At 50.5% G+C, this 14,827-nt stretch carries 8 protein-coding genes; 5 read left to right on the top strand and 3 right to left on the bottom strand.

The genetic code is table 11. From position 1 onward, the window contains the following. Nucleotides 1-206 precede the first annotated feature (206 nt). The 4 genes from PKI34_03640 to PKI34_03625 all read left to right on the top strand — a co-directional run bounded on the left by PKI34_03640 (nucleotide 207) and on the right by PKI34_03625 (nucleotide 10,018). The gene (locus PKI34_03640) at nucleotides 207-3,467 is read left to right on the top strand and encodes a SusC/RagA family TonB-linked outer membrane protein (GenBank protein ID HNS16896.1); all 3,261 of its coding nucleotides are present in this window, start codon (nucleotides 207-209) and stop codon (nucleotides 3,465-3,467) included. Nucleotides 3,468-3,516: 49 nt separating this feature from the next. Next, nucleotides 3,517-4,989, top strand: a complete 1,473-nt coding sequence (locus PKI34_03635) for a SusD/RagB family nutrient-binding outer membrane lipoprotein (GenBank protein HNS16895.1) — start codon at nucleotides 3,517-3,519, stop codon at nucleotides 4,987-4,989. A gap of 282 nt (nucleotides 4,990-5,271) precedes the next feature. Beyond that, nucleotides 5,272-8,565 carry a SusC/RagA family TonB-linked outer membrane protein gene (locus tag PKI34_03630; protein ID HNS16894.1) on the top strand — a complete coding sequence of 1,098 codons (3,294 nt, stop codon included), beginning with the start codon at nucleotides 5,272-5,274 and terminating at the stop codon, nucleotides 8,563-8,565. A gap of 19 nt (nucleotides 8,566-8,584) precedes the next feature. After that, nucleotides 8,585-10,018, top strand: a complete 1,434-nt coding sequence (locus PKI34_03625) for a SusD/RagB family nutrient-binding outer membrane lipoprotein (GenBank protein HNS16893.1) — start codon at nucleotides 8,585-8,587, stop codon at nucleotides 10,016-10,018. A 166-nt stretch (nucleotides 10,019-10,184) separates the two neighbouring features. Here the strand turns inward: PKI34_03625 and PKI34_03620 are convergent, their stop codons facing one another. From PKI34_03620 to PKI34_03610, 3 genes are all read right to left on the bottom strand, one after another. Beyond that, nucleotides 10,185-11,435: a peptidoglycan DD-metalloendopeptidase family protein gene (locus PKI34_03620; GenBank protein HNS16892.1), complete on the bottom strand. Its 1,251-nt coding sequence runs from the start codon at nucleotides 11,433-11,435 to the stop codon at nucleotides 10,185-10,187. Between the two features lie 269 nt (nucleotides 11,436-11,704). Continuing rightward, on the bottom strand, nucleotides 11,705-12,298 hold the full coding sequence (locus PKI34_03615; GenBank protein ID HNS16891.1) for an indolepyruvate oxidoreductase subunit beta: 594 nt from the start codon (nucleotides 12,296-12,298) through the stop codon (nucleotides 11,705-11,707). Next, nucleotides 12,295-13,923, bottom strand: coding sequence for a thiamine pyrophosphate-dependent enzyme (locus tag PKI34_03610; GenBank protein HNS16890.1), 1,629 nt, complete (start codon nucleotides 13,921-13,923; stop codon nucleotides 12,295-12,297). Before PKI34_03610 ends, PKI34_03615 begins: the two co-directional genes overlap by 4 nt. Nucleotides 13,924-14,079: 156 nt before the next feature. On the opposite strand from PKI34_03610, the gene PKI34_03605 reads away from it, so the two are divergent. After that, nucleotides 14,080-14,697, top strand: a complete 618-nt coding sequence (locus tag PKI34_03605) for an ACP phosphodiesterase (GenBank protein HNS16889.1) — start codon at nucleotides 14,080-14,082, stop codon at nucleotides 14,695-14,697. Nucleotides 14,698-14,827 lie beyond the last annotated feature (130 nt).

The following is a 14,827-nucleotide window of genomic DNA, read 5'->3' as shown; positions in this document are numbered from 1 at the left end:
AATAAAAAAAACCTTCCTGTTAATTTTTGTTAATTTTTTTTTGGTGGAACCAGGTTTTCTTTTTAATTTGGCTGTCACTTTCAAAAAAAAATTATTAATAAAGCGATTAAAAACGAAACATTCAATTTCATTCTTCCTTCAAGTAGTTGAGAAATAGTAATATCGAATAATTTCTGCAATTTAGTACTAACCTAAAACTATTGATTATGAGAAAATTTACGATGTTGCTTGCTCTCCTTATGTTTATTGGAGTGCAGGCAGTGATGGCCCAAAGAACCATCACCGGCTCGATCACCGGGGCCTCGGACGAAGCTCCGATTCCCGGTGCGACGGTTCTGGTGAAAGGAACGACCATTGGGACCACTACCAACGAATACGGGCTTTACGAGCTGACCGTACCCAGCGATGCCCGTGTCCTGGTCTTCCAGTTTGTTGGGATGATCACCCAGGAAATTGAGATCGGTAATCAGAACGTCATCAATGTCGTTCTGGAGTCAGATATCATGGACCTGGAAGGGGTGGTTGTCACGGCCCTGGGTATCACACGTGAGAAAAAAGCCCTTGGTTACGCTGTGCAGGACGTGAAAGGAGAGGATCTGGAACAAGCCAAGGAAAACAACATTGTGAACGCCCTGTCGGGCAAGGTGGCAGGTGTACAGGTGGTGAGTGCCAGCGGTGCCGTTGGTGCTTCCTCCCGTATCGTGATCCGCGGGAACAGCTCCTTCGGTGAAAACCAGCCTCTGTTTGTCGTCGACGGCGTTCCGATCTCCAACTATTCTTCAGCCGTTGATCAGTATGGCGGACAGGACTTTGGTAATGCCGCCATGGACATTGATCCGGCCAACATCGAGTCGATGAGCGTATTGAAAGGTGCCAATGCCGCCGCCCTGTACGGATCCCGTGCAGCCAACGGCGTGATCCTGATCACCACCAAATCGGCCAAGAAAGGCGCTTCAAAAGGCATCGGCGTGGCCTATACGACTTCCTACCAAATTGAGAACATTGCCTATGTCCCGCTCTATCAAAATGATTATGGCCAGGGATATTACGGAGACGAATGGGCTTATTTTGAATCCACCGGAGCCACCTCCTTTGACCTGGCATCCTATGAAGCCTGGGCCAGGGAAAATGCATTCTCCTACTACGATGGCAACTGGGGTGGAGTGAACGACGGGATCGATGAATCCTGGGGACCAAGACTGGATATTGGACTGAAACTTCCACAATACGACAGCCCCCTGACCGATCCCAACGATCCCGACACCCGGACAGCCACTCCCTGGGTATCCAATCCCGACAACGTGGAGGATTTCTTTGATACGGGACATACCTGGGACAACAACCTGGAACTCACCGGCGGTACGGATAAATCAGCCGCCCGTATGTCACTGGGTTATCAGACCACCAGGGGTGCCATCCCCAATACAGACCTGGATAAATACACGGTGAACTTCAGCGGTACGACAGAATTGTCAAAACGACTTACGGCCACCGTGATTGCCAATTATGTGCTCAACCAGAGTGACAACATTCCTGGTGGCGGATACGATGAGAACAACATCATGCAATCCCTCGGTTCCTGGTTCGGCCGTCAGGTCAATATGAAGACGCTCGAAGAAAACTGGGATACGGATGATGTATGGGGGAATCCTTACAACTGGAACGCCAGCTACCACAACAATCCCTACTGGACTGTCAACAAGAACACGACCTCCAGGGAACGTAACCGTCTGTTTGGAAATGTGATGCTAAACTATAAACTGACCGACTGGCTGAGCATCATGGGACGCGTGGGAACCGATTACTGGAATGAAGTCAGAAAGCATGTTGTCGCTGACCGCTCCATTGAATCCTCCTTCGGTGGATCCTTTACACAAACCGAAATGAGATTTACCGAGACCAATGCGGATGTTTATTTGAATGCAGACAAGGATCTTTCGGAAGATTTTGGCATCAGGGCCACGCTCGGAGGAAACTACATGACAAGGACATACAACTCGTCCACCCTTACCGCAAGTGAACTGGCTGTTCCCGACCTTTACACGATCGGCAACGTGAACGGGAACCCCCAGGTGAGCCAGTACGATGAAGAAAGGGCAACCAACAGCGTGTTCGGATCTATCGGACTGAGCTTCAGAAGAATGCTCTACCTGGATGTCACCGGACGTAATGACTGGAGCTCCACGCTGCCAAAAGACGAATGGTCGTACTTCTACCCCTCCGTGGGTTTAAGCTGGGTATTCACCGAAACCTTCAACATCCCGTCCAATATCCTGACCTTCGGCAAGATCAGGGCTAGCTGGGCACAGGTGGGGAACTCAACGGATCCCTATCAGATCCTGCCCACCTATGCATCCTCCTCTCCGATCTTTGGAGTGCCGCAATATAACTATGCCCGGCAGGTACCCCCGCTGAACCTGAAACCGGAAGAAACCTCCAGCCTCGAGTTTGGAACAGACCTGAAATTCTTCAACAACCGCTTCGGCATTGATTATACGTATTATGACAAGACCACCAAGAACCAGATCATGGCAGTGAATATTTCCTATGCCACCGGTTACGGTTCCATGCGTCTGAATGCAGGCGAGATCCACAACTGGGGTCATGAACTGATGCTGTACGGTTCCATCCTGAAATCGACCAGGGGGCTGAACTGGGAAATGACCCTCAACTTCTCAAAAAACAATAACGAAATCGTTACGCTTTACGGAGATCTGCAGGCGTATACCATCGTTTCCTCCTGGGGTGGCGTTACGATTGAGGCAAGACCGGGCGACCCGTGGGGAGTCATCCGTGGCAGAGCCGCCCTCAGGGATGATGATGGTAACATAATCGTTAACGAGGACGGACAGCGCAAACTGACTTCCCTGCCTGTCAATATCGGCAATATCAATCCCGACTTCGTTGGCGGTTTCAGAAATACATTCAACTGGAAAGGCTTCATGCTCACCTTCCTGTTTGACTTCCGCAAAGGCGGGGATGTGTTCAGCGTGACCGACTGGTTCGGCGCCTATGCAGGCATTTCGGCTGAATCAGCAGCGGAGAGCTACGACGACGATGGCTTCGTCAGGGCAGTGAACGGCCAGGTGCGTGAAAACGGACTGATCATCAATGGAGTCAAAGAAGATGGTTCGGTAAATGATATCGTCATTTCAGCACAGAGCTATTATGAAAACTATTGGGGATGGCCTGAACCCAGCATCATCGACGGTAGTTTCATTAAATTCCGCGAGCTGATCTTCGCTTATGACTTCCCGAGAGACCTGCTCGCAAAGTCCAATTTCATCAAAGGGCTTAACCTGTCGTTCTACGGCAGAAACCTGGGATTGCTCTACAGGCATAAAACCAATGACATCCGTATCGATCCGGAAACTGGTTTTGGCGCAACCAACACAGGTGTGGGTCTTGAACAGTACCAGCTGCCTCCGGTGAGGAATCTTGGATTGAAACTCAGGATTTCTTTCTAGCAGGCCGAATTCAGTTCTTTACATTGTATAAATACTAAAAACGATGAATATGAAAAAAATAGTGAATTTAAATATTCTGCTGGTTCTGGTGCTCATCTTTTCTTCCATCTCCTGTACAAAAAATTTCGAAGAGATGAACGTCAACCCCAACCAGCCTTCGGATGTGCCATCGACCAACATCCTCGCCTTTGACCTGAGGTATGTCGGTGACAACCTATTCAACGCCTGGCAGGGCATGAACGAAATGTGCAGCTATGCAGGGCATATCTCCAAGATCCAGTACATTGACGAAGCGCGCTACGAATTCCGTGAAGGTGTGGTCAACAATGCCTGGGCTTATTATTATTACTCCATGAACGACCTGAAAGTGATCCAGGATAAAAGCGATGCGGAAGGAACACCGAACATGAAAGCGGTTGCCATGACATTCCAGGCCATGCTGCTTCAGATGACCACCGACCAGTGGGGTAACGTTCCCTGGAGGAGTGCTTTAAAAGGTACCGATCCGGACGACCAGGTCACCCTTCCCCCCTATGATCCTCAGAGTCAGATCTATGATGACATTCTTGCTCAACTGAAGGCTGCAGCGGATCTCTTTGCCGAGGGCCACGACGATGACCTGGGCGATGGTGACCTCCTTTTCCACGGAGATGTTTCCAAATGGCAGAAATTCTGCAACTCCCTGCGGCTGCGTGCTGCCATCCGTATGTCGATCGTGAATCCCGGCGGAGCCAAGGCCGTCATCGAAGAAGTCCTGGGCAATGCCGGCAAATACCCGGTCATGCAAAGCAATGATGATAATGCCTTCATGTACTGGCCCGGTACCTCCCCCTACAAGGAGCCCTATTACGAAGACAGTGAAACACGTGATGATCACGGGGTCTGCAGTGTGCTCGTCGACATCCAGCTGGCGAACAATGATCCGCGGTTACCGGTCTATGCCCATCCAAATCCGGATGGTGTATATAAAGGCGTTGATCCCGGCGCGGTCGACGACTCCGAAATCGTCCCGACAACCTCCCGTATCGGGGCAATTTACAGGGACGACCCGGCGGGATTCACCCCCTTCATGCGTTACGCCGAAGTAGCCTTCATCATTGCCGAAGCTGCCAAGAACGGATGGGGCACACCAGGCTGGACAGCACAGAGTGCCTATGAAGCCGGCATTGTTGCTTCCATGGAAGAAAATGGAGTAGCAGCAGGCGATATTGAAACCTATATGGCCCAGCCGGCCATTGCCTGGAACAATGACATGAAGCAGATCTACCTTGAGAAATGGATCTGCCTGTACAAACAGGGCCAGGAAGCCTGGGCCGAAAACCGCCGTACCGATGTGCCGGCAATTGACGTGGCACCCGGATCCGTCTATGTGGGTGTTCATAACCGGCAGCCTTTCCGCTATCCTTATCCGACCACAGAAGCCAACCTCAACGCAACGAACCTTGAGCCCGAAGCTGCCAAGGTCGTGGATCAATTCTGGGGCGAAAGGATGTGGTGGGATAAACGTACAGGCGTTAACTAATCCCACAGACTGCTGGCCAAATGGAGGCTGCCCCGAATCCCGGGGCAGCCTTCTTTTTTTTCACTGAAGCGAATACCCCGAGGTTAGTTCCCGGCCTGAAGGCCGGGGTAAGTGAACTTTTAAAAAGCAAAAAAAATTTCTGTTGTGAATTATATTTTATTTTGTATCTTGCATACTTGAAAAATCTATATTATAATCGATTGTAAATCATTATCTTAAGAGAATTATTAACAGTAATAATTTCTAGTAGTCAAACTATGTCAAACTAAAAACTGGTGATTTATGAAAAAAGTTACCCTACTGCTTGTACTACTGCTCTTTATGGGCATGAACATCGTGCAGGCACAGAAAACGATCTCCGGGACAGTAACCAATTCCGATGATGGGCAACCCATCCCGGGAGCCACCGTCCTGGTGAAAAACACCACCATTGGTACGACCACCAATGAAGATGGGTATTACCAACTCACCGTCCCGCAGGAGGCAAAATCCCTTGTTTTTTCCTTTGTCGGCCGGGTATCCCTGGAAGTCCAGATGGGTACGGAGAACACCATCGATGCATCGCTGGAACCGGATATCCTCGACATTGAAGGGGTTGTCGTAACTGCACTGGGTATTCCACGGGAGAAAAAATCCCTTGGCTATGCCGTCCAGGAAGTGACCGGTGAAGACCTGTCCAAAACGGCTAATCCCAACATGCAAACGGCCCTTTCGGGTAAGTTTGCGGGCGTTGAGGTGCGGCAATCCTCCGGGATGCCGGGTTCACCCGCCACCGTCTTTATCCGCGGGGCCCGTTCTTTCGACGGTGACAACACACCCCTGTACGTTGTCGACGGTATGCCCATTACCAGTACCCCCGACTATTCACAGAATGTTACCGGGGCTTACTTTTCCAACCGGGCACTCGACATCGATCCCAACGACATCGAGAACATCAGTGTGCTGAAAGGACAGGCTGCTGCTGCTCTTTATGGATTGCGCGCTTCCAATGGGGTGATTCTCATCACCACCAAGAAGGGCGCCACCACACAGGTAGGAAAACCCGTCATGGTCACTCTTTCCACAAATTTTACCTCCGATGTGGTCGCCCGCCTTCCTGAAGTGCAGCAAACCTACGCACAGGGATACTACAACGACTTCTACGCGGCCAACTCCTATTCCTGGGGACCCAAACTGACGGATCTGCCCAATGATCCCACCTACGGTGGAAACAACTTCGGGCAACAAGGAAAATGGTGGGATCCCTACAAGGGAGGCTGGCAGGATCCTGTTGCTTACAACAATCCTGAAAATTTCTATGACAAGAACGGATCCACGTTCTCCAACAGCATCAACATCGCCGGTGCAACCAATGCAGGCAACTATTCCGTGGGCTTCAGCGCCAACAACCAGAACGGGATCATCAAAAACACCGGGATGGACCGTTACAATGCCAAAGCAGCAGGTAATTTCAAAATGGGAGAAAAATGGGAAACCGGATTTTCAGCCAATTTCTCGGATGTCACCCTCAACAAGATTCCCTCCGGGAACTCCAGCTACCTGTTTACAGTCTATGGTGCTCCTGCCTCCTTTGACCTGGTAGGCACACCCTACCACCTGGAAGGCCCGCTGGGCGATTACCGCCAGATCAGCTACCGCCGCGGTGCCGTGGGTGAAAATCCAAGATGGGCGGTGGAAAACAACAAGTTCCTGGAAGGCACAACCCGTTTCTTCGGAAACACCTACCTGCAATACGCACCCATCGACTGGATGAAGGTCAAATACCAGATCGGTATTGATGCCTATAATACAGATAACGAAGATATCTACCAGATGGGAAGTGCAGGCACCGGCCAGGCCCTGCCCACGGCAGCCGATTATACCAATCCCAATAAGACCACTTTCGGTTATCGGGCACCGACCGGCGGATCCATCAATAATTACGGCGTGATGCGTACGGTGATCAATTCATTGGCAACATTGACATTTGTCAAGCAATTCGGTAATTTTGGCGGATCCCTGATCCTGGGGAATGAATTCATCGACAATAAATCCAGGTACTGGACCATGCTCGGAACGGGCTTCACCCTCCCGGGATGGAACAACATGTCGAACACGACCACTCAGACAGCTGATGAGTCGAAATACTGGGACAGGACCGTCGGATTCTTCGGCAACCTTTCGCTGGACTACAAAGGCATGATCTACCTCAATGTCACAGGACGTAACGACGTGGTTTCAAGCATGCCCAGCGGCAACCGCTCCTTCTTCTATCCCTCTGCATCACTGGGATGGGTGTTCACTGAACTGGCCGGATTGCAGGGCAGTACCATCCTGAATTTTGGCAAGGTCCGCGTATCCTATGCTGAAGTCGGACAGGCCGGTAATTACAATAAGCCGGTCTATGTCCAGGGAGGCGCAGGCAGCGGCTTCCTGAACGACGGGATCCTATTCCCGCTGGGCGGGGTCACAGGTTATAAACCCACAACAACACTCTACGACCCCGAACTGGTTCCCCAGAATACCAGAACACTCGAATACGGGATCGAACTGAAATTATTCAACGACCGTATTGGACTTGATTATACCTTTTCTGACCAGACTGCGGAAGACCAGATCTTTGCCGTTCCCCTGGCACAATCTACCGGATTTGCCTCCTACGTGACCAATGCCGGGAAAATGACCTCAAAAGCGCACGAAATCGTGCTGTACCTGACACCGGTAAAACTTTCCAATTTCCAGTGGGACTTCTTTGCAAACTTCACCAAGATCAAGAATGTCTGTGAAGAACTCGCCGAAGGTGTTGAAAACATCGCACTGGGCGGGTATGTGGAACCGAACATCCGTGCCTCCGCCGGCGATACTTATCCGGCCATTTATGGAAATCAGTATGCACATCCCAAAGATGAAAATGGAGATCCCATTATGAATCAGGTCCTGGTGGATGAAGACCCCGACAGCTACTATTACGGCATGCCCCTGATCGGCGACTTTGGAAAGATCGGCGATGTATCGCCCAATTTCATCCTTAGCTTCACCAACACCTTCACCTTCTTCAAGATGCTCACCCTGGGCGTTCAGCTCGACTGGAAGGATGGCGGCCAGATGTACTCCGGTTCAAATCGTCTGACCAGGCTGTATGGTGCCTCCGGAGAAACCGAAGACCGTGAAACACCCTATATCTTTGGCGGACAGACTTCACAGGATGGCGTAATCAACATCTGCCCGGATCTGGAAGCGGTGAAAGCCGATGGAACACCCAACGACATTGTCAGAGGTGGCGTTGATGATTTCTACGCTTACCCGGACCTCTACAATGATGTGTTCGGAAGCATGTCGGAATCCAACATCTGGGAAACTTCCTTTGTAAAGATCAGGGACATCACCCTTGGCTTCAATTTCCCGAAGAAACTCGTTTCACCTGTTCTGCAGGGTCTCTCCATCAACCTGTTTGCCCGAAACATTCTCCTGTGGACAACCCTTCCGAACTATGACCCGGAAGCCTCACAGGGAATGGGAAACATGCAGGGAGGCATGGATTACATGTCGCTGCCGCAGACCACTTCCTTTGGCGCCGGCTTAAACATCATTTTCTAATCTAAAAAACAGATAGCGTATGAAAACACTAAAAATATTGCTGGTTACCGCTCTTGGTCTCAGTCTTTTCGCCTGCAGCGATGAAAAGATGGATGAAATCGACATGGAGCGAAACGATGCACTGAATATGGAAGCCGGGAGTATTCTTCCGGATGCCATCCTGAAAACAGCCTTTGAAACCACCGGCTGTGATATCGCCTGGTATGCCACCGTGTATATCGAACACAGTGCCGGCACCTGGGCCCAGTCAGCCGTAGCTGACAAACGCCAGGCCCAGAACGATGCCTCGCTAATGAACAACAACTGGAACGGTCTGTATGATGTTATGAATGAGCTGAAAGACATTCTGACCAAAACCGCTCCGGATGGCACGGAACCTGAAAACTACTGGGCAAGAGGGATTGCCCAGGTACTGACCGCCTATAACCTGGCAGTGGCCACCGACATGTGGGGTGAAGTGCCCTGGACAGAGGCCCTCATGGGCGCTGAAATCCTTCAGCCGAAATACGACAAGCAATCCGAACTGTATCCCAAGATACAGGCCATGCTGGATGATGCCATTGTGAACCTGGGCAAAACGGTGAACAAGATCCCTTCTGCCGATTACATCTACGGCGGTGATCAAAACGCCTGGATCAAAGCAGCCTGGTCGCTGAAAGCACGTTATGCCCTGCGCCTGTCAAAGATCAATGGCGCTGCTGCTGCAACAGAAGCCCTGAATTATCTTGCCAATGGCTTTCAAAGCAGTGATGATAACTTCCTGTTCGATGCCTTTGAGGCCACTGCATCAGGCGAAAATCCCTGGTACCAGTTCCTCAACGACAGGACCCATCTCTCCGCTGGACAAACATTGTTCAACCTGATGAATGAACGGAACGACCCGCGTATCGCTGCCTATTTCACTCAGATCGAGGATGCTTACAATCCGGCACCCAATGGCACAGCCGTAGAAAACCAGGGTGGGACGTACTCAACATCGCTGATCACTGAAAACGGACGTACAGCTCCCATCCCGCTGATGACCTATCACGAGCTGAAGTTCATTGAAGCCGAAGCGAAATTGATGAAGGGAGATGCATCCTGGGCCTATTCGTTTGGCGAGGCCATTGCAGCCAACTTTGCCTTCCACGGTGTTGAAGGGGCAGAGGATTACATCCTCAACGAAGTGGCACCCAGGATACCGGGAAATGAACTGAAGGAACTCATCACGCAGAAATACATTGCGTTCTATGAATTTGAAGCGATCGAGGCCTACAACGACTACCGCCGTACAGGCATACCGACGATGCATAATCCAAACAACGCCACAAAAGGTTTCGTCAACAGGTTCCCGTTTGCACTGAGCGAAGTGTCATCGAATCCCGATAACGTGCCTTCACAGTATCTCGGAGACGAGAACTTCGTCTATAACTACAAGGTTTGGTGGGCTGGGGGAACAGAATTGGTTCCGTAAGAGTAACTGTTTTACGAGGTTGTGTCAAAAGTCATTTTACACCGCAAAGCCGCGAAGCCGCTAAGAAAAAAAATATTGATTATGAGGACTTTGCGTCTTTGCGTCTTTGCGGTTTTCATTATAATAATCCCTTTTGACACAACCTCGTAAAGTCAAAAATCCTTCATCAGGGGGTAACATTTGTTATCCCCTGATTTTTTTGTGTAAGCTGCCTGGTGTATTCCATCCTTAGGCTGTCGAACTGTGGCCTGTAAACCGGTTTCACCGGATCGGCCGGGGGGGATTCCATCTTCAGGGGATCGATGGGAGTGCCATTTTTATACACCCGGAAATCCAGGTGCGGTCCGGTGGATAAACCCGAGGAGCCAACATACCCGATCACGTCCCCCTGCCTGACACGAAGTCCCTCCCTCATGCCTTTGGCATACCCGTGAAGGTGCATGTAAATCGTGGTATAAGTGGTATTATGCCTTATTTTGATCATTCTCCCTCCTCCCCCTTTCTGGTACGACATCTGAACCACCACCCCGTCGCCGATGGTCCGGACAGGGGTTCCGACAGGTGCCGCATAATCCACCCCGTGATGAGGGCGCCGGATCTTCAGTACCGGATGATAACGGCTGTGCGAGAATTTGGAACTGATCCTCCGGTACTCCAGCGGTGCTTTTAAGAAGGCCCGCCGCAGGTTCCTGGCCTGCTCATCGTAATACCCCGCCACGCTGTCCTGAACGAAATGGAAAGCATAAAACGGATGGCCGTCATTGTTCAGGCAGGCAGCCAGCACCTTGCCGATGCCGATCGTGTCCCCTTCCGCAATCAGCTGCTCGTATAGCACATCGTAGGTATCCCCCTTTTGTATCCCAAAAAAGTCGACCGTCCAGGCATAAATATCCGAAAGCTCCATGGCCAGGGCAGGGTCGGCACCGCTCCCGATCATGGCATTCCACAGGGAGGAACTGATCGATCCGTGGGTGGTCGTCACGATTCGCTTGATATCCTTCACGTTCCTGTACACGCAGAGCGAATCGGTCAGCCGGTAAACGACATAGGAAACAGGGGAATCCTCATAGACCAGGTAATGTGCCTGTTGATCAGCATCGTCACCGCACATGACCGTATAACTATTCCCCGTCCGCAGCTTTCTCAGGTCAAAGACAGGCTGACTGAGCCTGATGATATTATCAACTGTCTGATAATCAACACCATAATATGTCAGAATATCCGACAGGTTCTGATCTTTCAAAACGGTACGGTTAAACAGGTTGAAAGAATCGATCACGATCCCATACTTCATCTGAGGAGGCGGGGGATCAGCAGGGGGAGCCTCCATGTATTCATCCCGTATGAAATAACGAATAAGAAAAATAATTGCCAGCGATATCAGCAGCAGTATGACGATTTCAAGTACTCTCTTCATGCAGTGACCAGCAGATATTAATACCCCTCCCCCGTCGAGGTTGTGTCAAAATACATACTTTAAACACAAAGGTACTCAAAGTGCTTCACGAAGGAACACTAAGGGATTGATAATCAGTAATATTACTTTGTGTCCCTTTGTGAAAACCTTCGTGTTCCTTAGTGGTTAAGTACTTATGACACACCCCCGTGCAGGGGTAGGGTAAAATTAAAAGAACTCATTACCGGGGTACAGTCTTATTTCCGTCCGCCGTCGCAAAAGTAACGGAATTAGATTAAAGGATCAGTGAATTTCACTGCAAAATCATATCCTTTGCGTAAGGCAGCCAGGTTAAGATCGATCAATTCCTGGCCTTTAGAGGCAAAAAAATCAGCGATGGCTTCACCGAATTTTTCGAAAGGGATCATCAAAAAAGGTACGGAAGCGCCGAGCATCATGGTGTTCATCATTCTGGTGGAGCCCAGGTCCTTAGCCATCTCCTCAGCATTGAGCGCCAGATGGCGGGGTACTTTTTCAATTTCCCTGAGGATCATTTCCAGATCAGGGTAGTTGGAAATGTTGACGTAGGGCTGGGTATTGGTAACCAGCCAACCATCGCCTGACAGCATGGGAAGGTAACGCAGTCCTTCCATGGGTTCGACCGATAGGATCAGATCGGCCTTCCCCTCAGGGATCAGGTCGGAAGCTATTTCGGTATTGGACATACGCAGGTGAGAGTGGACTTCTCCGCCACGCTGGCTCATCCCGTGTACCTCAGCCTGTTTGAGAAACAGACCGGCTTTCATTGCGGCCAACCCAATGAGGGCAGAAATGGAAAGGACTCCCTGCCCTCCAACGCCTGCAAGGATGATATCTTTTTTCATGCGATCTCCTCTCTGACCGGCTTCTGACTCCTGGCCTGCTTTAATTTCCTGGCGGCAGTCTGGATGCACTCCCGCCGGGGTATGATCACTGAAACACCTTTATATTCGAGCTCCTGCCGTATGATGTTCAGATTCGTCTCGTGGTTTTTGGGAATGGGATTCAGGATATGGATATGGTCCTTTTCAACGCCAGTTCCCTCACATATGGTTTCAATCCTGGGCGAAGCCAGGGAAGGCTGGCCTCCTGTCATGGCTGTGGTCTGGTTATCCAGGATCACCACGGTGATGGGTGACCGGCTGTTCACTGCATCCACCAGGCCGGTTATGCCTGAGTGGATGAATGTGGAATCCCCAATGACGGCAATGGAAGGGACCAAGCCGGCATCCGAGGCGCCTTTGGCCATGGTGATGGAAGCACCCATGTCGACCAGCGAATTGATGGCCTGATAGGGTGCCAGGGCACCCAGCGAATAACATCCGATATCGGAGAAAACCCGGCCCTTCGAAAACGAACTCACCGCTTCATTCAGGGCATTGAACGAAAAAATATGAGGGCATCCCTTGCAGAGCGACGGCGGACGCGAAACAATCCCTTCAGGCACAGGCAATCCCGGTTGCAACGGCAGTCCAAGGGCCCTGGCAACCTTGCCGGGATTCAGCTCACCTTCCATCGGGAGCGTACCATCCATCCTGCCCACGATCTTCTTGCCGTCATTGAGGTACCCCCTCAAAAGTTCTTCGATAAAGGGATAACCATCCTCCAGAACGAGGATCCGTTCGCAGGAACTGTAAAGTTTTTCCATCATTGTCCGTGGCATGGGATACTGCCCGATCTTCACCACCGGATGAGGACACTTTCGGTCATCATAGTTCTCAAGAAGATAATTCAAGGCAATGCCGGCTGCAATGATCCCCAGGGATCGGTCAGGACCGTCGGTCCAGTGGTTGAACCTGGATCCTTCTGCCTCGCTGATCACCTTTTCCTGCTTGGCAAGCAACTCTTTATAACGTTTCCGGGCGCTGACGGGCAAAAGAATGTATTGCATCGGATTATCGGGCAACCGGATCTGATTTTGACCCACGACCTTCTGGCTGCGCTTCACCACGGCGCGGGAATGGGCAAGTCGTGTAGTGATGCGGATCAGAACAGGAAGTTTCAACCGTTCAGATAGGCTGAACCCTTCATGGACCATGTCGTATGCTTCCTGCTGATTGCCGGGTTCAAGAATGGGCAACATGGCAAATTTTCCATAAAAGCGCGAATCCTGCTCATTCTGTGAAGAATGCATCGACGGATCATCAGCGCTGACCACCAAAAGGCCCCCATTGGCTCCGGTGATGGCTGAGTTCATGAAAGGGTCCGCAGCTACATTCAGGCCGACATGCTTCATGCAGGCCATGCCCCGTTTTCCCGCATAGGATAGGCCTATGGCGCATTCCATGGCTGTTTTCTCATTGGCACACCAGGTGGCCTTGATCTGCCGCTGGCGAGCCTCCCGGGAGCGTTCAACGTATTCGGTTATCTCGGTGGAAGGGGTGCCGGGATAAGCATAAATGCCGGTCAGGCCAGCATCGATGGCTCCCTGTGCAATCGCCTCATCACCCAATAAAACCCATTGATCCATGATAAAAAAAAGTTAAAAAATCAACAAGTGGAATGGTTTCAGACAAATTTAAAAAAAATCCTTCAGTCGAACCAGGACTGCTTTTTCTTTTCCGGCCGGGAAGCTTATTTATACCAATTATAAGTAATTTTGTCCCTCATCACTTAAAAAATCACGATGAATTTCCTGGCCCATGCATTCTTATCCGGAGAACGTCCGGATATCCTGGTAGGGAATTTCATTGCTGACCACATTCCCGGAAATGCATTTGATCATTACAGGGAGGAAATTGTGCAGGGCATTCAGCTGCATCGCCGGATCGATTCGTTTACGGACCATCATCCGGTATACCTCAGGAGCAAAAGAAGGCTGTACAGAAACCAGCATAAATATGCCGGTGTAGTGGCGGATATGTTCTATGACCATTTTCTGGCCACAGGCTGGTCGGCGTACTCTTTCCAGGACCTGACGGAATTTACGGCTCGAAGCTATGCGATCCTGATGCAGAATTTTGATATTTTACCCGCTCGCACAAAGCGAATTCTTCCGTATATGATGGAAGACGACTGGCTGGCTTCGTACGCAAACCTGGATTTCCTCCAGCAAAGCCTCCGGGGTATGGCCATCCGGACACCCTACCGGTCGGGAATGGAAAAAGCTGTCAGCGATCTTCGCGACCATTATGACTCCTTCCGGGATGAATTCCGGGAGTTTTTCCCGGAGCTGATCCTTTATGCGCGGCAAGAGATCGAAAAGATCACTGGCATTGACTCGGGTACAAGTCCTGGACCTTGATTTAGGGGAAAGAACCGTAAAATATACGGGTGTGCCATAAGTATTTAACCACGAAGGAACACGAAGGTTTACACGAAGGGACACCAAGTATTATTATTGGATATCAGAAACTTAGTGTTCCTTTGTGAAG

The sequence above is a fragment of the Bacteroidales bacterium genome, from assembly GCA_035342335.1.
Lineage (GTDB): Bacteria > Bacteroidota > Bacteroidia > Bacteroidales > JAGONC01 > JAGONC01.
The sequence above is the reverse complement of the archived record's forward strand: the minus strand, read 5'-3'. Positions and strand labels throughout refer to the sequence as shown.

Excerpts from the sequence above, each read along its gene's own strand:
- PKI34_03620 (HNS16892.1), bottom strand. The coding sequence starts at position 11,435 with ATGAAGAGAGTACTTGAAATCGTCATACTGCTGCTGATATCGCTGGCA.
- PKI34_03630 (HNS16894.1), top strand. The coding sequence starts at position 5,272 with ATGAAAAAAGTTACCCTACTGCTTGTACTACTGCTCTTTATGGGCATG.
- PKI34_03635 (HNS16895.1), top strand. The coding sequence starts at position 3,517 with ATGAAAAAAATAGTGAATTTAAATATTCTGCTGGTTCTGGTGCTCATC.
- PKI34_03640 (HNS16896.1), top strand. The coding sequence starts at position 207 with ATGAGAAAATTTACGATGTTGCTTGCTCTCCTTATGTTTATTGGAGTG.
- PKI34_03615 (HNS16891.1), bottom strand. The coding sequence starts at position 12,298 with ATGAAAAAAGATATCATCCTTGCAGGCGTTGGAGGGCAGGGAGTCCTT.
- PKI34_03625 (HNS16893.1), top strand. The coding sequence starts at position 8,585 with ATGAAAACACTAAAAATATTGCTGGTTACCGCTCTTGGTCTCAGTCTT.
- PKI34_03605 (HNS16889.1), top strand. The coding sequence starts at position 14,080 with ATGAATTTCCTGGCCCATGCATTCTTATCCGGAGAACGTCCGGATATC.
- PKI34_03610 (HNS16890.1), bottom strand. The coding sequence starts at position 13,923 with ATGGATCAATGGGTTTTATTGGGTGATGAGGCGATTGCACAGGGAGCC.